The 24,800-nt window shown below is 45.2% G+C and carries 25 protein-coding genes; all 25 read left to right on the top strand.

The annotated features are described in order from the left end of the window. Position 1: 1 nt before the first annotated feature. The 25 genes from FHS16_RS10435 (at position 2) to FHS16_RS10315 (ending at position 24,776) form a co-directional block, all read left to right on the top strand. Positions 2 to 1,363, top strand: coding sequence for a protein-glutamate methylesterase/protein-glutamine glutaminase (locus FHS16_RS10435; protein WP_183561705.1), 1,362 nt, complete (start codon positions 2 to 4; stop codon positions 1,361 to 1,363). A gap of 44 nt (positions 1,364 to 1,407) precedes the next feature. After that, entirely contained in the window at positions 1,408 to 3,489 is a 2,082-nt protein-coding gene (locus FHS16_RS10430) for a chemotaxis protein CheA (protein ID WP_183561703.1), read from the top strand. Positions 3,490 to 3,502: 13 nt separating this feature from the next. Continuing rightward, positions 3,503 to 3,964 (top strand): chemotaxis protein CheW, encoded by a 462-nt coding sequence (locus FHS16_RS10425; protein WP_183561701.1) that lies wholly within the window; start codon positions 3,503 to 3,505, stop codon positions 3,962 to 3,964. Positions 3,965 to 3,967: 3 nt separating this feature from the next. After that, the gene (locus FHS16_RS10420; RefSeq protein ID WP_183561699.1) at positions 3,968 to 4,588 is read left to right on the top strand and encodes a chemotaxis protein CheC; all 621 of its coding nucleotides are present in this window, start codon (positions 3,968 to 3,970) and stop codon (positions 4,586 to 4,588) included. Beyond that, complete coding sequence (locus FHS16_RS10415) at positions 4,585 to 5,079, top strand: chemotaxis protein CheD (RefSeq protein WP_183561697.1); 495 nt, start codon at positions 4,585 to 4,587, stop codon at positions 5,077 to 5,079. Before FHS16_RS10420 ends, FHS16_RS10415 begins: the two co-directional genes overlap by 4 nt. Position 5,080: 1 nt before the next feature. Then, on the top strand, positions 5,081 to 5,518 hold the full coding sequence (locus FHS16_RS10410) for a hypothetical protein (RefSeq protein WP_183561695.1): 438 nt from the start codon (positions 5,081 to 5,083) through the stop codon (positions 5,516 to 5,518). A 4-nt stretch (positions 5,519 to 5,522) separates the two neighbouring features. After that, positions 5,523 to 6,308, top strand: coding sequence for a FliA/WhiG family RNA polymerase sigma factor (locus FHS16_RS10405; RefSeq protein WP_183561693.1), 786 nt, complete (start codon positions 5,523 to 5,525; stop codon positions 6,306 to 6,308). 15 nt (positions 6,309 to 6,323) lie between these two features. After that, positions 6,324 to 7,730 (top strand): flagellar assembly protein A, encoded by a 1,407-nt coding sequence (locus tag FHS16_RS10400; RefSeq protein ID WP_183561691.1) that lies wholly within the window; start codon positions 6,324 to 6,326, stop codon positions 7,728 to 7,730. Positions 7,731 to 7,767: 37 nt separating this feature from the next. Further along, positions 7,768 to 8,094, top strand: a complete 327-nt coding sequence (locus FHS16_RS10395) for a hypothetical protein (protein WP_183561689.1) — start codon at positions 7,768 to 7,770, stop codon at positions 8,092 to 8,094. Between the two features lie 33 nt (positions 8,095 to 8,127). Next, a complete protein-coding gene (locus FHS16_RS10390; protein ID WP_183561687.1) occupies positions 8,128 to 8,715 on the top strand; it encodes a DUF6115 domain-containing protein in 588 nt (195 codons plus the stop codon). Beyond that, the gene (locus FHS16_RS10385; protein ID WP_183561685.1) at positions 8,708 to 9,289 is read left to right on the top strand and encodes a hypothetical protein; all 582 of its coding nucleotides are present in this window, start codon (positions 8,708 to 8,710) and stop codon (positions 9,287 to 9,289) included. The genes FHS16_RS10390 and FHS16_RS10385 overlap by 8 nt, the downstream gene beginning before the upstream one ends. A 178-nt stretch (positions 9,290 to 9,467) precedes the next feature. Then, entirely contained in the window at positions 9,468 to 10,166 is a 699-nt protein-coding gene (gene rpsB / locus FHS16_RS10380) for a 30S ribosomal protein S2 (protein WP_054028957.1), read from the top strand. A 143-nt stretch (positions 10,167 to 10,309) separates the two neighbouring features. Further along, the gene (tsf, locus tag FHS16_RS10375) at positions 10,310 to 10,960 is read left to right on the top strand and encodes a translation elongation factor Ts (RefSeq protein WP_141500749.1); all 651 of its coding nucleotides are present in this window, start codon (positions 10,310 to 10,312) and stop codon (positions 10,958 to 10,960) included. 105 nt (positions 10,961 to 11,065) lie between these two features. Further along, the gene (pyrH, locus tag FHS16_RS10370) at positions 11,066 to 11,794 is read left to right on the top strand and encodes a UMP kinase (RefSeq protein ID WP_138752926.1); all 729 of its coding nucleotides are present in this window, start codon (positions 11,066 to 11,068) and stop codon (positions 11,792 to 11,794) included. Next, positions 11,794 to 12,348 (top strand): ribosome recycling factor, encoded by a 555-nt coding sequence (gene frr, locus FHS16_RS10365; RefSeq protein ID WP_183561683.1) that lies wholly within the window; start codon positions 11,794 to 11,796, stop codon positions 12,346 to 12,348. The genes pyrH and frr overlap by 1 nt, the downstream gene beginning before the upstream one ends. Positions 12,349 to 12,409: 61 nt before the next feature. After that, positions 12,410 to 13,174: an undecaprenyl pyrophosphate synthase gene (gene uppS, locus FHS16_RS10360; RefSeq protein ID WP_183561681.1), complete on the top strand. Its 765-nt coding sequence runs from the start codon at positions 12,410 to 12,412 to the stop codon at positions 13,172 to 13,174. A gap of 27 nt (positions 13,175 to 13,201) precedes the next feature. Beyond that, positions 13,202 to 13,996 carry a phosphatidate cytidylyltransferase gene (locus FHS16_RS10355; RefSeq protein ID WP_183561679.1) on the top strand — a complete coding sequence of 265 codons (795 nt, stop codon included), beginning with the start codon at positions 13,202 to 13,204 and terminating at the stop codon, positions 13,994 to 13,996. 15 nt (positions 13,997 to 14,011) lie between these two features. Then, positions 14,012 to 15,151, top strand: a complete 1,140-nt coding sequence (locus tag FHS16_RS10350; protein WP_183561677.1) for a 1-deoxy-D-xylulose-5-phosphate reductoisomerase — start codon at positions 14,012 to 14,014, stop codon at positions 15,149 to 15,151. A gap of 87 nt (positions 15,152 to 15,238) precedes the next feature. Beyond that, positions 15,239 to 16,513, top strand: a complete 1,275-nt coding sequence (gene rseP, locus FHS16_RS10345; protein WP_183561675.1) for an RIP metalloprotease RseP — start codon at positions 15,239 to 15,241, stop codon at positions 16,511 to 16,513. Between the two features lie 10 nt (positions 16,514 to 16,523). Then, positions 16,524 to 17,972: a proline--tRNA ligase gene (gene proS / locus FHS16_RS10340; RefSeq protein WP_183561673.1), complete on the top strand. Its 1,449-nt coding sequence runs from the start codon at positions 16,524 to 16,526 to the stop codon at positions 17,970 to 17,972. Positions 17,973 to 18,015: 43 nt separating this feature from the next. Continuing rightward, entirely contained in the window at positions 18,016 to 22,323 is a 4,308-nt protein-coding gene (locus FHS16_RS10335; RefSeq protein ID WP_183561671.1) for a PolC-type DNA polymerase III, read from the top strand. Positions 22,324 to 22,492: 169 nt separating this feature from the next. After that, positions 22,493 to 22,954, top strand: a complete 462-nt coding sequence (gene rimP / locus FHS16_RS10330; protein WP_183561669.1) for a ribosome maturation factor RimP — start codon at positions 22,493 to 22,495, stop codon at positions 22,952 to 22,954. 39 nt (positions 22,955 to 22,993) lie between these two features. Next, complete coding sequence (gene nusA, locus FHS16_RS10325; RefSeq protein ID WP_183561666.1) at positions 22,994 to 24,091, top strand: transcription termination factor NusA; 1,098 nt, start codon at positions 22,994 to 22,996, stop codon at positions 24,089 to 24,091. A gap of 51 nt (positions 24,092 to 24,142) precedes the next feature. Further along, positions 24,143 to 24,457, top strand: a complete 315-nt coding sequence (gene rnpM / locus FHS16_RS10320) for an RNase P modulator RnpM (protein WP_183561664.1) — start codon at positions 24,143 to 24,145, stop codon at positions 24,455 to 24,457. Further along, on the top strand, positions 24,444 to 24,776 hold the full coding sequence (locus FHS16_RS10315) for a L7Ae/L30e/S12e/Gadd45 family ribosomal protein (protein WP_183561662.1): 333 nt from the start codon (positions 24,444 to 24,446) through the stop codon (positions 24,774 to 24,776). The genes rnpM and FHS16_RS10315 overlap by 14 nt, the downstream gene beginning before the upstream one ends. The last annotated feature ends 24 nt before the right edge of the window (positions 24,777 to 24,800 follow it).

The following is a 24,800-nucleotide window of genomic DNA, read 5'->3' as shown; positions in this document are numbered from 1 at the left end:
AATGGTTCCTTACCGCGTACTTGTTGTTGATGATTCCGGATTCATGCGGAAGATTATTAGTGATTTGATCGTTCAAGACCCGCAATTTACAATTGTGGCTACTGCCGTGAACGGCCAAGAAGCGATTGAAGCAGTGCGTGAATGGAAGCCAGATGCTGTTACCTTGGATTTGGAAATGCCTCTAATGAACGGCATTGAAGCCTTGCAAGCCATTATGAAAGAAAACCCAACACCTGTTATTATGCTGTCAGGTATTAGTGAGGATAATACGAGAGAAACGATCAAAGCGCTTCAGTTCGGGGCCTTTGACTTTATCCGTAAGCCTTCGAGCGCCATTTCAAATGATATTCATCAGGTTGGAGAGGTCCTACTAGAAAAGTTGCGGATTGCAGTATTAACCAAGCGTTATCAGCCTGTTATCTCCATTAATGAGAAATCCGCTTCTATTATTGCAGAAAACCATCAAGCCAAGCAGCAGATTTCTGCTGCGATAGAGAAGAAAGTACAACCTGTGGAGCCAAGCCTTCCCACTCAGCCGACTGCACCATTTAGTTCGGACTCGATCTTGATTCCGAAGCCAGAGGAGCAGCAAGTGACGCAGCGTTCGGTATCCCCTTTACATAAACAGCAAAAATCTAAACGATCTGAAACTCCTGCTCCGAATAATGCGAAGCTAACGGCTCCAACACTGAAGCCGGTTGTGAAGTCGAAACTTCCAGAGATTAAGCCTTTAATTCCTGAACCGCCTAGTATCAAAAAAAGCAAGACTAGCGGAGCGACTGGAACCTTTAAGCATATTGTGGCTATCGGTACATCTACAGGAGGTCCTAGGGCCCTGCATGAAGTTATTACCTCTTTACCAGGCGACTTTCCAGCACCTGTACTTATCGTTCAGCATATGCCTCCTAAGTTTACAAAGTCGCTAGCTCAGCGGTTAGACAGCTTTAGCGAGCTTCATGTTGTAGAGGCGGAGCAGGGCGAGAGAGTTGTAGCAGGGAAGGTTTATATCGCACCAGGTGCTTTTCATATGGAGCTTGCAAAGGATGCCGCCGGATACTTCATTAGGCTCACCGAGCAGCCGCAGCGAAATGGTCATCGTCCATCCGTTGATGTTCTGTTTGAATCTTTACTGCCGATTCGTGAGCTTAAACGTCATGCTGTTATTATGACAGGAATGGGAAGCGACGGCGCAAAAGGGATGAAGCTGTTATCAGAGTCTGGGATTGAGACATCTATTGCAGAAGCCGAAGAATCCTGTGTGGTTTATGGGATGCCAAGATCTGCGGTAGAAGCAGGCTGTGTCAATCAAATCGTACCGCTGCAAAACATAGCTTCACAACTCGTGCAAGCCATGCTGAAATAAATAGGCCACACTCGCAAGAACATACTAACAGGAGGTGCTAGGAAATGGATATGAATGCGTATTTATCGATGTTCATCGATGAATCTAATGATCACCTGCAATCCTTGAATGAAAATTTACTTCGTTTGGAAAGCGAGCCTGAAGAACTTAGTATCGTTCAAAACATCTTCCGATCAGCGCATACGCTGAAAGGGATGTCAGCAACAATGGGTTTCGAAGATTTGGCTGCACTTACACACGAAATGGAGAACGTATTAGACCTCGTACGTAACAGCAAACTCAAAATGGACAGCTTTATCTTTGACACATTGTTCAAAGGGCTGGATGCCCTTGAAGCGATGGTTCAGGATATTGTTGGCGGAGGAACAGGCAAAGCCGACGTCACATCAATCGTAGCGTCATTGCAAATTATTCTTAAAAGCGACTACAGCGCGAGCAGTGCTTCAGCAGCTCCTGTCGTTGCAGCTAATGCATCAATATCAAGCGCATCAGGGGCGATGCTGCTCGATGAATTCCAATCTTCAATTCTTCTTCAATCGATTGAGACCGGCCACAATGTCTATCATATTCAAATCGCCATTCGCGATAATTGCATGCTGAAAGCCGTTCGTGCTTATATGGTTTTTGATTTACTCGAGCGAAATGGCGAGGTCATTAAATCTGATCCATCCGTGCAAGATATCGAGCAGGAAAAATTTGATTTTACCTTTTCTGTATTTACGATCTCAAACTTGAAGCAGGAGGATCTTCAATCCCAGCTTCTTAATATTTCTGAGATTGAAACCGCTGAGGTGACACTGTTAGATGCTGAATCATTAGCTGTACTCGGTCAGTCCACTGCGGCTGCGGCTGTTGAGACCGTCGAGGCAGCTCAAATTGAAGCGCCTGTCGTTGCTAAAGCTAAAGAAGATGCAGCTCCGAGCAGTCAAGCAGCTAAGGGACAAGCACCTGCAGCAGCAAATACACCTGCTAATGTTTCTAGAACCATTCGTGTTGATATTGAAAGACTAGATGCGCTGATGAATCTATTCAGCGAGCTGCTTATCGACCGAGTAAGACTAGAACAGCTTTCAAGTGAAATTAAACGCAATGATTTAACGGAAACCGTGGAGCATATGACGCGAGTCAGCTCCGATTTGCAAAGTATCGTACTGAAACTACGTATGGTTCCGGTGGATTCTGTATTTAACCGTTTTCCGCGTATGATTCGCGATTTAGCGAAATCGCTGGACAAAAAAATTGATCTTGTCATTACCGGTGCCGATACAGAGCTTGATCGTACGGTGATTGATGAAATAGGGGATCCTCTTGTTCACTTGTTAAGAAATTCCGTCGATCACGGCATTGAAACCGTTGAAGAGCGAATAGCGGCAGGGAAGCCAGAGACGGGAACGATTTACCTGCGTGCTTATCACAGCGGGAACCATGTATTCATTGAGGTAGAAGAGGACGGCCGAGGCATTCATCACGAGCGCGTGCTTAAAACAGCTGTTAAGAATGGTGTCGTAACCGAAGAACAAGCGAAGCTATTGTCTGCCGATGAAATTAACATGCTTATATTTGCAGCTGGATTCAGTACTGCTGATAAAATATCCGATATCTCCGGACGAGGCGTAGGGCTCGATGTGGTACGTTCGAAAATCACTTCGCTCGGCGGCAATGTTACGATTGATTCTGCATTTGGCAGAGGAACGAAGTTCTCTGTTCAATTGCCTCTCACACTGTCGATTATATCTGCGATGTTAATTAAGCTTGGTTCCGAGAAGTATGCCATTCCATTATCATCAATCGTTGAGACCGGCATTATTCGCAAGGAACAAATTCTGCATGTGCACGGCAATAAGATGATTGAGTTTAGGAATGTGATTATTCCGCTCGTATCGCTAAGCAAAGTACTCGATTCTCCTGATTTCAATGAGAACGAAGAGACAGAAACCGAAATCGTAGTCGTGCGCAAAGGTGAAAAATGGGCTGCTGTGATGGTCGATGAGTTTATCGGCCAAAGTGAAATTGTTTTGAAAACGTTGGGCAAATATTTGACCAATGTTGAAGCAATCTCGGGGGCTACCATTCTAGGCGATGGTTACGTCGCACTGATCATTGATCCGAATGCACTAATCAAATAGGGAGGTTTTTAGTATGGGAGAAGAATTAAAGGTTATCGTGTTTGCGCTTGGCAACGAAGAGTACGGTATCGAAGTAGATAAGGTTCGCACGATTGAAAGGCTGTCTCCAATTACTCGCGTCCCTAAAACTGCGGCATTTATAAAAGGTGTTATTAACCTTCGCGGTATTGTCGTCCCAGTTATCGACCTTCGCGGTCGCTTTAACCTTACGGAAACGACACCAACAGAAAATTCAAGAATTATCGTTGTAGCTGTAGCTGATATCGAGGTAGGTTTCATCGTTGATTCAGCAAATGACGTAATCGATATTGATACGGATGCAATCGACTTGCCTCCTGAGATCGTTGGCGGGATTAAAGCTAAATACTTAAGAGGCATTGCTAAACTTGGTGAAGGTCGACTTCTCATCATGCTTAACTTGTCCGAGGTACTTAATAAGAATGAAATCATCCAAATCGAACAGCTTGAGGTTTAAGAGGTGAGCTTATTTAGCCGATTTGAAGCGTTTGAACTGGATGTACTGAAAGAAGTCGGCAATATCGGAGCAGGCAATGCTGCTACTGCACTATCACGATTGTTGGATAAACCCGTCGATATGGCTGTGCCAAAGGTAAGCCTGCTTCCGTTCGAAGAAGTCGCTGAACGAGTTGGTGGTTCTGAGCAAATTGTAATTGCAGTTTTCCTCAGGGTGGAAGGCGAAGCACCAGGCAATATGTTTTTTATTATTGAAGAAGCCTCCGCGAGAAGAATCTTGAGGCAGCTGCTTTCGATAAATATGGAGGAGCAAGAGGGATATTCAGAAATGGAGCTCTCGGCGCTTTGCGAGATCGGCAACATTCTGGCAGGTTCTTATTTATCCTCACTTGCAGATTTTACTCATCTTACAATGGCACCTTCTGTTCCTGCGATCGCAGTTGATATGGCTGGTGCTGTACTCAGCTATGGTTTAATGCAGTACGGTGAGATGGGCGACTCGGCCCTATTAATTGAAACGACGTTTTTAGAGGATCGTCAATCACTGGAAGGGCATTTCTTCCTGATTCCGGATCCAGAGTCGTTTGAGAAAATTTTCAGGGCTTTGGGAGTCGTTTCTGAATGATACAACATAATTTGGTCAAAGTCGGCATGGCTGATTTAAATATTGCAACAGATGGAGCAATACTCAAAACAACCGGCTTAGGATCTTGTGTGGGACTTACTTTATTTGATCCCATTCGAAAAATAGCCGGAATGGCACATGTGATGCTGCCATCTTCAGAAATTGCCCGTGAGACCAAAATGAATTTGGCTAAGTATGCAGATACAGCCATCCCAGAGCTGCTGGACCGTATGTTAGCGGCAGGCGCGCATGTTATTAGCATGAAGGCTAAAATGGCGGGCGGCGCCCAGATGTTTGCTATGTCGGGGCATACCGATTCACTCAGAATTGGACCCCGTAACGTGGAATCCTGCACGGAGATGCTTCACCGGTTTAAAATTCCCATTATCTCACAAGATACGGGAGGCAGTTTCGGAAGGACAATTGAATTTGATAGTATTAGCGGGATGCTTTCGATAAGAAGCGTCCAGTTTGGAACAAAGGAGATTTGATATGCTGGGAACATGGCGATGGAATGTCGTATTTGGAATTTTCGGCACCGTGCTGACGGTAGCTTTCTCAATTGGAAATAATCCGATTGTTGTCATGCTGCTAAGAAGTATGTATGCTTTCATCGCTTTTTTTGTTCTTGCGTATGGAGTAAGAGCCATTTTGGCCTACATTCTTCAGCCTCCTTCATTAGTGGGCGATTCACTCGAAGATAATGATGGTAAAGGTACACAGCTTGACTTAAAAACACCTGACGAGTCGGCGGATTTAAATGCATTGCTGAAATCGCAGCTGCAGGATGGAGGATCATCTCCGACAACTGATTCTCACAATAATGCAGCAGTTGATTTCAAACCGTTAAGCCCGCCGCAATTGCTATCTACAAAAAATACACAACCTGAAGAATTGGTTAAAGCCATTCGTCACCTGACAGGAGAGTGAGTCGATGACTGAGCAGAAACCCCCTCATTTGACAAACTTGCAGATGTGGCAAGCCTGGAGAGAACAGGGCGATTTGGAAGCGAAAAAAAGTCTGATCGAACAATATTTGCCTTTAGTTGATTACGTTACAAACCGAATGGCTATTGGACTTCCCAAAAACGTTATAAAAGATGATCTTGCGAGCAATGGTGTGATGGGACTAATCGATGCCATCGAGAAATTTGATTACGAACGCGGCTTACAGTTTGAGACCTATGCATCTTGGCGAATTCGCGGAGCTATTATAGATGGGCTGAGACAAGGAGATTGGGTACCGCGTTCGGTCAGAGAGAAAGCGAAAAGAGTTGAAGAAGCCTACCAGCATTTAGAACAGCAATATTTGCGCTCTGTCACAGATGCGGAGATCAGCCAGTATCTGGAGCTGACAGAGAAGGAATTTACGAATATGTTGCAAGATATTTCGGTCACTACCGTATGTTCGCTGGAAGACCCGATAAGAGAAGAAGAGTCAGAGACGAGAATGTCGTTGCTTGTGGATGACAAAGCTAAAAACCCTGACCATAAAGTACATGAGTTCTACATTAAGGAATCGCTGGTAAAAGGCATTGACAGGTTAACGGAAAAGGAACGAACTGTCGTTTCATTGTTTTATTATGAAGAGCTGTCCTTGAGTGAGATTGCAGAAGTAATGTCACTATCACCGTCGAGAATCTCCCAGCTCCATTCCAAAGCCATTCTACGGCTGCGAGGAGCTTTGGCTAAGCATAAAGATCAACTCATGCAACATTAAGAGAGGAGGAGTCAGGTGGATAATCTACAATTAGAATCATACCTAAGCATCCAGACATCAGCCGATAAGCTGTCTGCCTTTATTACATTTAGCAGGATTACGGATGAATTCGAATGTAACGGCGATGAGCTTGAACGGTTTCTAAGAAGCAAGGGAATCGTTTATGGTCTTCGAACAGAAGTTCTTAATCAGATTGGCACTAATCCTCTCACATACTGCAAAGAACAAACACTTATCGCACAAGGGGAGCCGCCGCTACCAGGCAAGGATGGATACGTTAAGCTAGTACATGATGTGAACAAAGCTAATAAGGCTCCAGCAGAGCTTGAGGATGGCAAAGTTGATTTCAAAGAGGTTGTACAGCTAAAAAATGTCAAACGCGGTCAATTGATTGCGGAGCGGTTTGATCCCACACCAGGTCCAGCGGGGAAAACGGTGACAGGCGAAGAAATCCCTTCTAAGACGGGGAAATCGGTCCGTTTTAAAGTAGGCAAAAATGTGGTATTGAACGATCAGCAAACTGCAATGTATTCCGCTATAGATGGTTTGATTTCTTTGACAGATAAAGAAAAAATCAATGTCTTTCCGGTTTATGAGGTTAATGGGGACGTTGATTACAGCGTTGGCAACATTGATTTTGTAGGTACCGTTGTCATTAGGGGCAACGTTCTTAGCGGCTTCCGCATTAAGGCATCCGGCGATATTCGCGTAATTGGCGGGGTGGAAGGTGCCGAAATTGAATCGGAAGGCTCAATTGAAATTACAGGCGGGATATTAGGCGGGAACAAAGGTTTTGTCAAAGCGGCTCGCAACGTACGAAGCAGCTTTATTCAAGATAGTAATGTAATAGCGGGCGAAGAGGTGCTTGTTTCTCAAAGTATCATGCATTCTCATGTAAAAGCTGGAAAGAATGTCATTTGTTCAGGTGCTAAAGGCCTTATTGTAGGTGGTTTAGTGCAAGCTGGTGATTTGGTTAGCGCAAGAACGGTAGGGAATTCGATGTCTACTGCAACTATAATTGAAGTTGGTGTCAATCCTGAGTACCGTACGGAACTGCTCGATTTGAGAACAAGAGGCAGGCAGTATTTCGATAATCTTGACAAAACCGATAAAGCGCTTACTATACTTGATCAACTAGCAGCTGCGGGACATCTTACTCCGGAAAAGCTTGCTCTGAGAATAAAATTAACGACGTCCAAGCGTCAGATCGTCATGGAAAATGATGCTGTCAAATCACGAATTCTTGAAATTGAAAGGACGCTTGAGGATACGGAACGCTCAAAAGTGGATGTCAGCAATATTGTTTATGGCGGGACAAAAATTGTAATTGGCCGATATACAAAGTTTGTAAAGGATTCTTCCCAGCGGGTTTCTTTTCGGTATTCGGATGGAGATATCGTGTTAGTACCGTACTCAAGCTAGTTCATTGTTGATCAATAACCCAAAGGGGTGAGTTGATATGACCTTCAAATCGATTGACTTACAGATGTCTATACCGCGCACGCAGGAATTTAGCGGCATGCATGGTCAAGCACTTCATAAGCCAGTGGCGGATCAGAATACGCTGGCTGCTCAAACAACGAAACAAACCGAGCTTTTGCGCGGCAAGAATACGGCTGTTGAGCAATCCAATGGAGCTCACATACGCAATGATCAGGATGGAGAGCAAGGTAATGCTTACCGAAACGCCAAACAGGAGCGAAAAGAGCCTTGCTTAGATAATGAGGAGCAAGATCATCCACCTGCACATCCATACAAAGGGCATCGATTGGACTTAAAGCTTTAGAACCAGGCTATTTTAGAAAGGCAGGCTAAAACGATGCAGCCTTACTTGCAATATATTATTTTACTCGGAGCGGTTGTCATTGTAGGCGGCTTAGTTATGCCCCGCAAGAAGCAGGAAGTAGTAACGCGGCCGAAATCCATGGAAAATATGGAGAACGCGCTGGAGCAGTTTATGGAGAACATGGAAAAGGATAATGAAGAGCTGGTTCTTTTAGTAAAAAACGCACAAGAAGAATCGAAATCGGATGCTGTTCGAAAAGAACAGCGCATTGCGCAGTTGGAAGCCAGATGCGAGCAGCTAACGGAGCAGCTGCAAGATACGCTCACCAAAGTGAGTAAATCTGGCAGCTTATCAGCTATAGAATACGCACAGCATACATCAAGCGATTCGAATCAAACACAGTTCCCTGTACCTTCACAGCAAGAGGCTATGCATATACTGGATGCACAAGTAGAAGCAGAAACGGATAAACAGTCGATACAATCGCGCTACAAGGATCTTTTTTCACTTTATGAGCAGGGCAAATCGATAGAAATTATATCGAAGAAACTGGGGATGAACAAAGGCGAGGTTCAGCTTATTATTCAGCTGTCTAAGCAAGAGGAGGCATCCCGTGCTTAAAAATCGAATATTTTTAATCGGATTAGGCTTGGGTATTATGATCGGTGCCTTGTTGTTTCAATTAATGCTCTCAGGAGAGCAGAGCAGAGAGAAGCTGGCAGAGCGGGACAACGAGACTACGGACAAGTTATACACGCAGATTGAAGTCGATGCATTGCTTAAGGCAGAACGTGATTCCATTGAGCTTGACCAAGACGTTGGATCTGAAGCTAGCAAACAAGAAACGCAGCCGGCCGTAACCCCAGTACCGAGTGCAGAGCCGCCGAACAAGGTCGAGGAGACTGCTGAGAGTCCGACTGTAGTACCTGAAAATGAAAAAGCTGTTATTAATCATGTGATAAGAATCAAAGCTGGCATAGGTCTATCCAAGACGGCTGAGCTGCTTACTTCAAATCATATCATTGATGATGGCGCAGCATTTATTGCTGAAATGAAAAAGTCTAAAAAGCTGGTTCGCGCCGGTTATTTTTTGTTTCATGAAGACAGCACAATTGAACAAGTTATAACTGTAGTAACAAGCCAACCGCTTACGGAAGAACAAGCGGCGGCATTATCATCAGCTAAAAATAGTTAGTCTATCTTTCGGAAACGAATGTTGCGCGAAGATTGTATTTATGGTATATTAATTCACGGTGTTAAAAACGCACGCAGGTCAATTTTGTCAAATGGTGCTTCCGCCCGGCGGAAGTTTTGACAAAAGATGCGACTAGCGGAGGAGCACTAAAAAACCATTATTAGGAGGTGTTGAAGAAATGGCGGTTATTTCCATGAAACAGCTACTAGAAGCTGGGGTACACTTCGGTCATCAGACTCGTCGTTGGAACCCGAAGATGGATCGTTATATCTTCACAGAAAGAAACGGGATTTACATTATCGATTTGCAAAAAACGGTTAAGAAAGTTGACGAAGCGTACAACTTTGTTAAATCGATCGCTGCAGACGGCGGCACTATGCTGTTCGTAGGTACGAAAAAACAAGCTCAAGATTCCGTAAAAGAAGAAGCAGAGCGTTGCGGCAACTTCTATATCAACCAACGTTGGTTGGGTGGAACTTTGACTAACTTCCAAACGATTCAAAAACGTATTGATCGTTTGAAGCAACTTGAAAAATGGGCTGAGGATGGCACTTTCGAGGTTCTACCTAAGAAAGAAGTTATCATTCTTAACAAAGAAAAAGACCGTTTGGAAAAATTCCTCGGCGGTATCAAAGGCATGAAAGGTTTGCCAAGCGCGTTGTTCATTATTGACCCACGCAAAGAGCGTATTGCAGTTGCAGAAGCTCGCAAACTTGGAATTCCAATCGTAGGTATCGTTGATACAAACTGTGATCCGGATGAAATCGACTACGTGATTCCAGGTAATGATGATGCAATCCGTGCCGTTAAGTTGTTGACGTCCAAAATGGCTGATGCTATTGTTGAAGCTAATCAAGGCGAACAAACAACGGCTTAATTTAAAGCTTCAGTTATTCAACAAAGGGTGGTCAGATGGTGATAAACCTCTCACTGCCCTTTTTTCGAATGTAAATCATTAAAACCAATATTAATTATTTGCGAAGCTACATAGACTTCGTGAAACCTATAGGAGGGCTTACAATGGCAGTTAGTGCTAGCGCGGTAAAAGAGCTTCGGGAAAGAACTGGAGCTGGAATGCTTGATTGCAAGAAAGCTTTGGACGAAACAAACAATGATGTTGAAAAAGCAATTGCGGTACTTCGTGAAAAAGGTTTGGCGGCAGCAGCTAATAAAGCAGGTCGTATTGCAACTGAAGGCGTAGTTGAATCATATATTCACGCAGGCGGCCGTATTGGCGTTATCGTTGAAGTAAACTGTGAAACGGATTTCGTTGCAAAAACGGATCAATTCCGTGAGTTTGCAAGAGACGTTGCTATGCAAATCGCTGCAGCTAACCCTAAATTTGTTAGCCGTGAAGAGGTTTCTTCCGAAGAACTAGAAAAAGAGCGCGAAATTTTGAAAGCTCAAGCGCTTAACGAAGGCAAACCTGAAAAAATCGTTGAAAAAATGGTTGAAGGCCGTATCTCGAAATATTACGAAGAGTTCTGTCTTCTTGAGCAATCGTTCATCAAAGATCCAGACAAAACGATCTCTGTATTGCTAAACGAAAAAATCAGCAAAATCGGTGAAAACATTTCAATCCGTCGCTTTGTTCGTTATGAACTTGGTGAAGGTCTTGAGAAAAAAGTTGACAATTTCGTTGAAGAAGTTATGGCACAAGTTAAACATTAATCCGAACGCACAGGCGGGGCGGGGCGTCCGCCCCGCCTGCTTGTATGAATAGAACATATTTGAAGGACCTCAGCAAAAATGAGGTGCATGATGGAGGTATTAACGTTGGAGCAGCCTGTTTATAAACGTATCGTTTTGAAAGTCAGCGGTGAATCATTGTCTGGGCAAGAAGGTTATGGCATTGAAGCAACTGTCATATCATCAATTGCAGATCAAGTGAAAGAAGTCGTAGCACTTGGGATAGAAGTAGCTATAGTAGTTGGCGGCGGCAATATATGGCGCGGCATAGCTGGTTCTGCTAAAGGAATCGACCGCGCAACAGCTGATTATATGGGTATGCTGGCTACACTTATGAATTCACTCGCACTTCAAGATGCGCTTGAACAAATCGATGTACCGACTCGCGTCCAAACTTCAATTGCAATGCAACAGATTGCTGAGCCATACATCAGACGTCGTGCTATCCGTCATTTGGAGAAGGGGCGCGTCGTTATATTTGCAGCTGGAACAGGAAATCCTTTCTTCTCTACGGATACTACAGCGGCATTGCGCGCTGCAGAGATTGAAGCTGAAGTAATATTAATGGCGAAAAACAAAGTGGACGGTGTATATTCAGCCGATCCGTTTAAAGATAGTACGGCTGAGAAATTCGAGGAGCTTACATACCTGGATATGCTTAACCGTAATTTAGGCGTTATGGATTCAACCGCTGCATCGCTTTGCATGGATAATAATATTCCTCTTATCGTATTTGCGATTACAGAGAAAGGGAATATTAAACGCGTCGTGCTGGGTGAGAAAATCGGAACGATTGTGAGAGGAAGTGCGAAATAATGCCACAAGAATTGAAAAAAAACGCTGAAGAACGTATGGATAAAGCAATCTCGGCCCTAAAACGAGATTTGTCTTCACTACGTGCGGGAAAAGCAAGTGCATCATTATTGGACCGTATTCAAGTTGAGTATTATGGATCAATGACGCCAGTGAATCAGCTTGCCAACATCAGTACTCCTGATTCACGTACATTATTTATCCAACCGTGGGATAAAACATCGATGTCAGCTATCGAAAAAGCGATTATGAAATCGGACCTTGGTTTAACGCCATCGAATGATGGCACATCCATTCGACTTTCGATTCCGCCACTTACGGAAGAACGCCGTGGCGAGCTCGTAAAGACATCGAAAAAGCTTGGTGAAGAAGCTAAAGTAGCCATTCGCAACATTCGTCGTGATGCTAATGACGGCATTAAAAAGCTAGAGAAAACGGCTATTTCCGAGGATGAATCGCGCGGTCACCAAGAGGATATTCAAAAGGCGACCGATAAGTTCATCGCTGAAGTGGATAAAGTACTGGTAACAAAAGAAAAAGAAATTATGGAAGTATAATAATCTCTGGGCCCCTCCGCTAGGTGGGGTTTGGTTTTGATTTCGGTTGGGAGGAAGTAAGATGATCGAGCGACTTTGGGCCAAATTAGGCAAATCGTCCTTACAGCCGACTGATTCTGTGGCCTCAGAAAACGTGCCTGAGCATGTTGCGATTATTATGGATGGTAACGGCCGTTGGGCTAAACATCGCGGATTGCCAAGAATGGCAGGTCATCATTCTGGGATGAAAGCGATCAAACGCATCACTATTGCAGCAGATCGGCTTGGCGTCAAATATTTGACGTTATATGCATTTTCTACGGAGAACTGGAAAAGACCAAAGGCTGAAGTGGATTTTCTGATGAAGCTTCCTCAGCAATTTCTTGAGATTGAATTAGAAGAGCTGATCGCAAACAATGTACAGGTTCGGATGATGGGGCATAAAGAGGATTTGCCATCTTTCACATTAAGCGCTGTTGAGGAAGCCATCGTAAAAACGGCTAACAATACTGGCCTTGTTTTGAACTTTGCACTTAATTATGGAAGTCGCAAGGAAATGCTTGAAGCGATAAAAACGATCGCTTCGGATGTACAGCAAGGACAACTGTCAATCGATGATATAGACGATAAGGTGATGTCGGATCGATTGCTCACGAGCGGATTGCCGGATCCGGATTTGCTTATTCGAACAAGCGGAGAATTGCGATTAAGTAATTTCATGATGTGGCAGCTTGCTTATAGTGAATTGTGGTTTACGGATGTGTATTGGCCGGAATTTACGGAAGCGCATTTTCAAGAAGCGATTCTGGAATATCAGCGTCGTGCGCGTCGATATGGTGGATTGTAGCTTCAAGCAACGGAGTGTGACTTTTCATTGAGACAACGAATTATTACGGGTGTAATAGCAGGTGTAGGTTTTATCGGTTTAACTGTGGTTGGTGGTTGGTTATATACCGCTCTGCTCGTCTTACTGGCAATTATCGGCTTTACTGAATATGCGCGCATGAATGGTGTAGCATGGTCGCATCCGTCTTCATTGCTCGGATACGCGGGTGTGCTACTGTTTGTGCTTCCTTGGTCGGAGTGGGGAATTAGTGTTCCGTCCACGTTGGCAATCCTTTGGATATTAGCCTTCTTGTTGCTGGCACTTACCGTGATTACAAAAAATAGAACAACAATCGATGGCGCCGCACTTATGTTGCTAGGCGCTTTATATGTAGGTTACGGCTTTGCTGCAATGGGTGAGGTTAGGCAAATTGAAACTTACGGCATGATGTGGACATTTTTGTCTTTTGGATGTATTTGGGCATCGGATATTGGCGCCTATTTTACTGGACGAGCTATTGGTAGAACAAAGCTATGGCCATCCATCAGCCCGAATAAAACGATTGAGGGTGCACTCGGAGGCGTCTTGTTTTCGTTGGCGGTTTCTGCTGTCTTTGCATTATGCTTTCCGGATTTTATTACGCTGTCGAAAGCTTTGCTGATTGGCTGCATAGCTGCTGTGGCTGGCCAATTCGGAGATTTAATACAATCGGCTTACAAGCGTGTTAGGGATATTAAAGATACTGGAACACTGCTTCCGGGGCATGGCGGCGTTCTTGACAGATGCGACAGCTGGCTTATCGTATTTCCGCTATTAGTGCTTACGGAGCTGCTACCTGTATAGGCCAGGAGGATTTGCATGAAAAAAATTAGTGTATTAGGTTCGACGGGATCAGTTGGAACGCAAACCTTGGATGTCGTCGCTCATCATTCCGAGGAATACAAAGTAGTCGGATTATCCGCTGGTTCTAATGTTGATTTGCTGATTGCTCAAGCCAGGCAGTTTAAACCGACGATTGTAAGTTTGGCATCCAAAGCAGATGCTGATGCAGCACGTACTCATTTGCCGCTCGGAACCAAGGTCGTTTATGGCGAAGAAGGTTTAATTGCAGTTGCGGCAGAAACAGATGCCGATTTAGTCGTGACTGCAATTATGGGCAGCAGGGGCCTTCCAGCGACGCTCGCAGCAATTGATGCGGGCAAAACGATTGGACTTGCTAACAAAGAAACGCTAGTGACGGCAGGACACATCGTGATGGATCGAGCTAAAATGCGCGGAGTATCGATATTGCCTATCGATAGCGAGCATTCCGCTGTTTATCAATGCTTGAACGGCGAGGATCGCAAATCGGTTCAACAAATTACTTTAACGGCATCGGGCGGTTCCTTTCGTGATCGGACAAGAGCCCAGCTTGAGGGAGTAACGGTTGCCGAAGCGCTTAACCACCCGAACTGGGCGATGGGAGCAAAGATTACGATCGATTCCGCGACGATGGTTAACAAAGGCTTAGAGGTTATAGAAGCGAAATGGTTATTCGATGTTACATACGACCAAATAGATGTCATTATTCATCCGGAAAGCATTATTCATTCCTATGTTGAGTTTTCCGACAATAGTGTGATTGCGCAGATGGGAATGCCAGATATGCGCGTACCGATTCAATATGCCTTGTCGTATCCGCAGCGGAAGACGACACCGACAGAGAGGCTGAACCTTGCTCAAATCGGCAAGCTTCATTTTCGTGAAATGGATTTTGAGCGATATCCGTGCCTGCGATTGGCTTTTGAATGCGGAAGGCTGGGACAATCTGCACCAGCTGTGTTCAATGCAGCGAATGAGGTTGCCGTAGCACGGTTTTTAAAAGGCGAGATCACATTTCTTGACATTGAACGGATACTGGAAACAGTAGTCGGTCAGCACAGCGCAGTCAATATTCATGATGTGGAGACGATTGCGGAAGTGGACGCTTGGGCACGCAGAATGGCTGAATCCGTTTAAGTTGGCCGAAAACCGGTTCTCTTGTATCGGACGGGAGAATAATGATAATCTATGTACAGGCCGTAATGAACAGGAGGCTTCAGCTTAATGCACATGATTCAAGTTGTGTTTTTGACTATACTCGTCTTTTTCGTCATTGTGACGATTCATGAATGGGGTCATTACTATTTTGCCAAACGTGCGGGCATTTTGGTTCGGGAATTTGCCATTGGGTTCGGACCGAAGCTGTTTTCAGTCAAGCGCGGAGAAACAAGATATACGCTTCGTCTAATTCCTGCAGGCGGATTCGTGCGAATGGCAGGCGAGGACCCGGAAATCGTCGATGTCCAGCCTGGCCAGACGATTGCGGTTCGAGTGAAGGACAATAAAGTGACCCGACTCTATTTGGATCGCCTTGACGAGCGGAGCGGCGTCATACGCGGTGAAATTGTTACCATTGATTTGGAGCACAAGCTTTCAGTAACATTGGATGTGGAAGGCGAGAATGAAACGTATTCGGTTCATCCAACTGCATTAATGATAACAAAAGGCAAGGAAACCCAAATTGCACCAATCGATAGACAATTCGGGAGCAAAACAGTTCCACAGCGTGCGCTTGCTATTTTTGCAGGCCCGATGATGAACTTTATTCTTGCTTTCGTATTATTTGCTGCCTACATCCAAATGGCCGGCATTCCAGTAGAAAATCCGGATAAGCTGCTCGTGGGCGATATCTCAGAGGGGATGCCCGCATCGAAGGCGGATCTGAAAAAGGGAGATGTTCTTGATGCCGTTAACGGCGTCAAAATCGGTGCCGATTTCGATAAGATGATTGAAATAATCGGGAAATCGCCGAATGTTCCCATTCGTATCGATATCATCCGTGACGGCAAAGCACAGCAGGTCGTCATTACCCCAGAAGCTAATAAAGAAGGCGTAGGCAAGGTAGGCATCAGCGCTTCAACTCCTACGCGTTCTGCAACCTTTGGAGAAACCTTTACCGGTGCTGCTAAACTGATGAAAAGCATGACGATTAGTATTTTTGAAGGCTTCAAAAAGCTGATTTTCGGAGAATTCAAGCTGGATGATCTCGGCGGTCCCGTACGCACAGCCGAAGTAACCAGCCAGATTGCACAGCAAGGCATTGTTCAATTAACTTCTTGGACAGCGCTGCTTAGCTTGTACTTAGGCATATTCAATCTATTGCCGATACCGGCACTCGATGGGAGCCGTCTCATTTTCCTTGGAATTGAAGCGATACGCCGTCGTCCAATTGATCCAAATCGCGAGAGCATGGTTCATTTTGTGGGTTTCGCGCTCATCATGCTTCTTATGCTCGTAGTCACCTATAATGATATTTTACGTTTAGTAAAAGGGGAGTAATTGGTCGCTTATGTCTAAAGACAAACAATTCGTAACCGAAATCACGCCGCAGGGCGAGGATTTCTCAAGATGGTATCTCGACGTAATCAAAAAAGCGGAGCTTATGGATTACTCGCCTGTAAGGGGCTGTATCGTATTCCGCCCGGAGGGCTATGAGCTTTGGGAAAATATTCAGCGTGACCTGGACCGCCGATTCAAGGAGACGGGACACCGGAACGCATACTTCCCTTTGTTCATTCCAGAGAGCTTCTTTCAGAAGGAAAAGGAACATGTGGAAGGCTTTAACCCTGAGCTGCCTTGGGTAACAGAAGCGGCTGGCGAGAAGCTTGAAGAGCGTCTTGCCATCCGTCCGACATCTGAGACGATGTTCGGCCATATGTATTCGAAGTGGATCCAGTCTTACCGTGATCTTCCGCTACTGATCAACCAATGGGCGAACGTTGTCCGTTGGGAGAAGCGCACGATGCCTTTCCTTCGCACAAGCGAGTTTTTGTGGCAGGAAGGCCATACAGCTCATGAGAACGAAGTAGAAGCACGTCAAGAAACGATGCAAATGCTTGATGTATACACGCAATTCGTCGAAGAGTTTCTTGCAATCCCCGTCATTAAAGGGGAAAAGACACCTTCAGAGCGATTTGCCGGTGCAGTAGATACGTATTCGATTGAAGCCATGATGAAGGATGGCAAAGCCGTTCAGGCGGGTACTTCGCATTACCTCGGAACTAAATTTGCTATTGCGTTCGATATTAAGTATCTCGATCGCGAGAATACGCTGCAATTCGCGCATACGACTTCTTGGGGAGTAAGCACAAGACTTATTGGTGCGTTAATCATGGTTCATGGTGATGACAGGGGTCTTGCTTTGCCTCCAAAAGTTGCGCCTACACAAGTTATTATGATTCCGATTGGTCCTGCCAAGATGCGTGAGCAAGTAGTAGGTCGTGTAGATGAGCTGTATGCGGAGCTCAAAAAAGCTGGCATACGTGTGCGCGTTGACGATCGTGCTGATGTAAGTCCCGGCTGGAAATTCAATGAATACGAAATGCGCGGTGTGCCGCTTCGTCTGGAGCTTGGACCGCGCGATATGGAAAACGGTCAAGTGGTTCTCGTATCTCGTATTACAGGCGAGAAGCGTATCGTCAAACAAGACAACCTAATTGCTGAAATTGAAACGATGCTCGATGAAACGCATCATGAGATGTTTAACCGTGCCAAGCAATTCCGAGTCGATAATTCCCGTACGGTAGATACGCTTGATGAAATGAAAAGCTTTTTGGAAGAGCAGCGCGGCTTTGTAGAAGCAGGCTGGTGCGGCTCTGCGGCATGCGAGAAGCAGGTAAAAGAAGAAACCGGGGCAACAAGCCGGAACATTCCATTCGAGCCTACTGTTCATAAAGAGAACTGTTTAGTATGCGGCGACTCCGCTAAACATACTGTCGTATTTGCAAGAGCTTATTAAGGACTGAAGCTAGTTCGGTTCGGATCTTAAGGGGTTGATTTTTTTGGGCCAAACCGCAGATAATCGGCAGCGCTTCGAGATGCTATTGCAGCAGTCGGGGCTGCCGAAAGAACTAATACAAACTTATTTTCAAGATGGATATATCGAGCAGGTTATAGTAAGCAACAGTAATCGTGAATGGACGTTTTGCATACGCAAAACGTCCATGGTTCCTTTACAGGCCTACAATGGCCTTTGTCAGGCGGCGCGTATAAAGTTTGAGCATATTGCTGAGGTCAAGTTTATTCTCATTTATGATGAGGTCGTGGAAACAGAATCTATCGTAACGCAATATTGGGGTTTGTTCATGGAATGGGCGCAGCGTGAGATTGCCTCCGTTAACGGCTGGCTTCAAAAAGCGACGATAGCGGTTGAAGGCGATACGTTGATCTTGTCCCTTTTGGACAATACGGGATTGGAGCTTGCTAGAAAAAAACGTCTTGATGATGAAATTATTCGCTTCTATAATCAGTATTTTCAGCGTTCCTGCAAAGTCAAAATGATTATTAGCGAGTCTAGACAGGACATTTTGGATGAGTACGCACTCAAGATTGTTCAAGAAGAACGAGAATATGTGCAAGAACTCATGGCAAGTTCGCAAGCAGAATCTGATCTTGTTGATGATTCTGAAATTAGACTTGCGGTGGGCTATGATATTCGTGAAGAGCCAGTTCCACTCATGAATATCGTTGAGGAAGAGAAGAAAATTACCGTTCAAGGCTCCGTGTTTGGCCTGGATGTAAAAGAGCTTCGCAACGGCAGTACCTTGTTTACGTTTAACGTCACCGATTTCAGTGATTCGATTGCAATGAAAATGTTTGCAAAGACGAAGGATGACGTGAAAATACTCAATCAGCTCTCAAATGGCAAATGGGTGAAAGCACGGGGCAGAATCGAATACGATCGTTTCATGCAGGAGCCGGAGCTAGTCATGATGCCGAATGATTTGCATGAAGTCAAATCACCGCCTGACCGCATGGACAAAGCGGAAGAAAAACGCGTTGAATTTCATCTGCATACGACAATGAGTGCTATGGACGCTGTTACACCAGTGGATACGTACATTAAGACTGCAGCCAAATGGGGCCATCAGGCGATTGCTGTAACGGATCATAGCAATGTTCAATGTTACCCTGACGCTAATAAATCAGCAAAAAAACACGGGATTAAAGTGCTGTTTGGTGTGGAAGCCAATATTGTTAACGATGCTGTTCCTATGGTATTGCATTCGAGGCCTGAGCCACTGGCAACGGCAACTTATATCGTTTTTGATATCGAGACGACGGGCTTGTCTGTTATCAATAATAAAATCATAGAGCTGGCTGGCGTTAAGATGCGTGATGGCAAAGAAATCGATCGTTTCTCGACGCTGATCGATCCGCATGAGAAAATTCCTTACCATATTCAGCAACTGACCAATATTAATGATGATATGGTCAAAGGACAGCCGGAAATTGAGCCTATGCTTCGCGAATTTATTTCGTTTATTGGCGATGACGTGCTTGTTGCGCATAATGCGCGATTTGATATCGGATTTATACAAGCGAATTGTAAAGCGTTCGGTATGCCTGAGGTGAAAAATCCAGTTCTGGACACCCTTGAACTCGCCAGATTTATATATCCGTCGCTCAAAAATCACCGTCTGAATACGTTGGCGGATAAATACAAGGTTAGCCTCGAGAACCATCACCGTGCAGTAGATGACTCTCTTGCTCTCGGCGGTGTGCTGTACGGCTTAATTGCCGATGCGGCAGAACGGAATATTACGAATCTCCACCAGCTTAATGATTATGTCGGCATTGATTTATCGAACTCCAGGCCGTTTCATAGCAATGTTTATGCTCTCAATGCAGTTGGCAAGAAAAACTTATTTAAGCTTATCTCTTTATCCCATACGGAACACTTCAAGCGTGTTGCAACGATTCCAAAAACGAAGCTTACCGAGCACCGTGAAGGCTTGCTTGTTATATCAGGGTGCGAGAAAGGCGAGTTTTTTGAAACCGTCCTGAACAAGTCCTATGAAGAAGCGTTAGAGGTTGCTCGTTTCTATGATGTTCTCGAAATCCAGCCGATCGATTTCTATATGCATCTTGTAGAGAAAGGTCTCGTCGGCAGCCGTGCAGAGATCGAGCAAGCCCATCGCCGGGTTTGTCAAATCGGGGATGAGCTGAGCAAGCCGGTTATTGCGACAGGAAACGTCCATTACTTGAATCCTCGGGACAAAATGTACCGCGATATTACGATTCATGGGATTACAGGCTTTAGCCCGCTTAAAAGCATACGCAAGCCTGACGCTCATTTTCGGACAACAGAGGAAATGCTGGAGGAATTTGCTTTTTTGGGAGATGCAAAAGCCCGCGAAGTTGTTATCACTAATACGGTAGAGCTTGCAGAGCGTTTTGAACCTTTCGACATGTTCCCCAAAGGCTTGTTTGCCCCGGATATCGAAGGTGCGGACGATGAAATCCGCAATACCTGTTATGATACGGCGAAGTCTATGTATGGAGAAAACCTGCCGCAGGTGGTCATTGATCGGTTAGAAAAGGAACTTATTCCAATTATCAAATTCAAATTTTCTGCGAACTACTTGATATCGGAGAAGCTGGTCAAAAAGTCTAATGCTGATGGTTATTTGGTTGGCTCAAGGGGATCCGTAGGCTCATCGGTCGTGGCGACGTTTCTTGGCATCTCCGAGGTTAATCCGCTGCCAGCGCATTACCTTTGCAAAAATTCGGATTGCCGGCATAGTGAATGGTTTCTAGATGGCAGCATTCCGAGCGGCTTTGACCTTCCGGATAAATTATGTCCGAATTGCGGAAAGCCGATGAAGGGCGAAGGACAAGATATTCCGTTCGAAACCTTTCTTGGATTTAAGGGCGATAAAGTTCCCGATATCGATCTTAACTTCTCTGGCGACTATCAGCCGATTGCCCATAACTTTACGAAAATCATGTTCGGTGAGAAAGCGGTATTCCGGGCAGGAACGATAGGAACAGTAGCTGAGAAGACGGCATATGGGTTCACTAAGAAGTATGAAGAAGAACATAACAAGAAATGGCGGGGAGCAGAGCTCGCTAGGCTAGCTAGCGGCTGCACCGGCGTAAAACGCAGCACAGGGCAGCATCCTGGGGGGATTGTCGTTGTTCCCGATTACATCGAAGTTGAGGATATTACGCCTATTCAGTTCCCGGCAGACGACGTAAACGCAGAGTGGAAAACGACACATTTCGATTATCACGCCTTCGATGAAAACTTGCTTAAGCTCGATATACTGGGACATGATGATCCGACTATGATGCGGATGCTTCAGGATTTGACTGGTGTTGATCCGATAAGCATTCCAATGAATGATCCGAAAGTGATGAGCATGTTCAACTCTACAGCGGCACTCAACATACCAGGCGAGCGAATCCGGTCTTCGGTAGCCACTTATGGCGTTCCAGAAATGGGTACAAAATTCGTAAGACAGATGCTTCAGGAAACGCAGCCGTCTTCTTTTGCGGATTTACTTCAAATTTCAGGTTTGTCTCACGGTACGGGCGTATGGCTGGGTAATGCACAAGAGCTTATAAAGAAAGGCACTTGCAATATCAAGACGGTTATTGGGTGTAGGGATGACATCATGCTCTTCCTCATCTACAAAGCTGGGATGGATGCCGGTCTTGCCTTTAAGATTACGGAAAGCGTTCGTAAGGGGAAGGGACTTACTCCAGAGTGGATAGATGAGATGAAGCGCTGCAAAGTACCCCAGTGGTACATTGACTCCTGTCTGCGCATCGAGTATATGTTCCCGAAAGCACATGCTGCCGCATATGTCATTTCTGCTGTACGTACCGCCTACTTCAAGCTTTATTATCCGATTGAGTATTATGCAACTTATTTCACGGTAAGAGCGGATGATTTTGATTTGGAGCTGCTATGCCAAGGTTATGATGCGATATTGCGAAAGCTGATCGAGATCGAAGCAAAAGGATTCAATGCGCTGCCGAAAGAGAAAAACATGGTTTCCCAGCTCGAAATGTCGCTTGAAATGACCGCTCGCGGTTTCTCCTTCAAGCCGATTGACCTTTATCGCTCGGATGCTACCAAGTTTCTGGTAGATGGTGATTCTCTCATTCCGCCTTTCGCAGCGATAGCTGGTATTGGAGATAATGCGGCACGCAATATTGCTGCATCTAGGAACGAAGGCGAATACCTGTCAATTGAAGATTTCCAGATGAAATCCAAGGCAACCAAGACGATTATCGAGGTCCTTGGAAGCATGGGTTGCTTCCGTGGTTTGCCTGAATCCAACCAGCTTTCCTTGTTCTAGAATTGGTTTCAATAGAAAAGATTTCTTGTCACTATAGTGCGGTTATGTTATAATTTTTCTGGCAATGATGATGATAAAGACTTTGATGCAGAAGAGTGGGGAAACCCACTCTTTACGTTTTGTAAACGGCAAAATGGCATAGTGCGTATAAACAGGAGGTCAACTGAATTTGAGTACATCCAAAATCAAAGCCGCTGTCCAAGAATTGGCTCTGCCATACCTCAGCAGCAATGGATTTGAACTGGTTGATATTGAGTATGTGAAAGAAGGAAGCAACTATTTCCTTCGTATATTCGTGGATAAAGAAGGCGGCATCGATATTGATGATTGCGGCCGTATTAGCGAATTTATGAGCGAGCAGCTGGATAAAAACGATCCGGTTACCGACGTTTATTTCCTTGAGGTTTCTTCCCCCGGTGCAGAAAGACCGCTTCGGAAGGAAGAGGATGTTCGTAAAGCTATCGGTAAACACGTTTACATAACGACATATGAACCGATCAGCGGCGCTAAAGAATTTGAGGGGCTGCTGCTTGCGTTTGACGGGGTAAATGCGATCGTTCGAACTGGCAAGAAGGAGTATACGATTCCTTACGATAAGGTAGCCGGAGCTAGACTGGCTATCGTATTCTAAATATTCGTTTTTTATATTGAAAGGGGGAAATTCAGTCCAATGAGCATGGATTTTATTGAAGCATTACAAGAAATAGAAAGAGACAAGGGAATCTCGAAGGATATTCTTCTTGAAGCGATTGAGGCTGCGCTTATCTCCAGCTACAAAAGAAATTTTAATACCGCGCAGAATGTGCGTGTTGACATTAACCGCCATACTGGCGTAATTAAAGTTTATGCACGCAAAACGGTTGTCGACGAAGTGCTTGATCCGCGTCTTGAAATTACGGTAGAGGCATCTCGTGAAATCAATCCGCATTATCAAATCGATGACATTGCGGATATTGAGGTTACGCCGCGCGATTTCGGGCGAATTGCGGCCCAAACCGCTAAACAGGTCGTAACGCAGCGCATTCGCGAAGCTGAGCGTGGACTGATCTATAACGCATTTATCGATAAAGAGGAAGATATCGTTAACGGTATCGTTCAGCGTCAGGATGTCCGCAACTTGTTTGTGGATCTTGGCAAGGTCGAAGCGGTACTTCCACTTACTGAGCTTATGCCTACCGATAAGTTTAAGCACGGCGATCGCGTAAAGTCTTACATCACGAAAGTGGAGAATACGACTAAGGGTCCTCAAATTATTTTATCCCGTACGCACCCCGGCTTGCTCAAACGTTTGTTCGAGCTTGAAGTGCCAGAAATTTACGACGGCGTAGTAGAAATTCGCTCGGTTGCCCGCGAAGCAGGCTTCCGCTCCAAAATTGCGGTTCATTCCCGCAACACCGAAGTTGATCCGGTAGGATCTTGCGTCGGTCAAAAAGGACTGCGCGTTCAGACGATCGTAAACGAGCTTAAAGGCGAAAAAATCGATATCGTTCGTTGGTCTGAAAGCGTGGATGAGTACGTTGCGAATGCACTTAGCCCATCGAAGGTGCTTGAAGTTATCGTATTCGAACAAGAGAAAATGGCAAGGGTAATCGTTCCTGATTACCAGCTTTCGCTTGCGATTGGCATTAAGGGTCAGAATGCAAGGCTGGCAGCTAAGCTGACTGGCTGGAAGATTGATATTAAAAGTGAAACGCAAGCGGAGCAAGAATATGGCCGTCCGAAATCGTTGACTACCATTATGCACCAAGACTCGGTATCCATCGATTAATCCGTTTCGGCAATGATAGCGTCAATTCAGCTGGCAGAGGAGGGGTGTGCAATGAGACCGAGAAAAGTACCGCTTCGCAAATGCGTCGCTTGTCAGGACATGAAACCGAAGAAGGAACTCATCCGGATTGTGCGGACACCGGCCGAAGAGGTGCAGATTGACCTGACAGGGAAAAAAGCTGGACGCGGCGCGTATCTATGCGGCAAAGTGAGCTGTTTTAAACTGGCGAAAAAATCCAAAGCGCTCGATCGAGCGTTGAAACAGCAAGTTGGAGAACATATATATGACCAGCTCGAGCAGGATTTCGTAGCGGTAGAGGAGCAGTTTATCGCGAATAAGGAGCTGATAAGCGATGAAGCAGAATAAAAGCTTATCACAGCTTGGCATGGCGATGCGTGCGGGAAAGCTGATTACAGGGGATGAAATTGTCCTCAAAGCCGTCAGAAACAAACAAGCATTTCTCGTTATCATCGCAGGAGATGCTTCAGACAATACGAAGAAAAAATTTCGTGACAAATGCAACACCTACGGAATACAACTCGCCGAAGCATTCGATCGTGAGCAACTAGGTAGGGCGATTGGTAAGCCAGAACGGGTTGTGCTTGCGGTAACCGATATGCAGTTCGGAAAAATGATTGCGAGTCATCTGAGCCATAATACGGAGGTGGATCATATTGGACAATAAACAAGACAGCAAGGATAATAAAGA

Source organism: Paenibacillus endophyticus (genome assembly GCF_014192395.1).
GTDB classification, from domain to species: Bacteria; Bacillota; Bacilli; order Paenibacillales; family Paenibacillaceae; genus Pristimantibacillus; species Pristimantibacillus endophyticus.
Note: the sequence above shows the minus strand (reverse complement) of the source record. Positions and strands in the feature narration are given on the sequence as shown.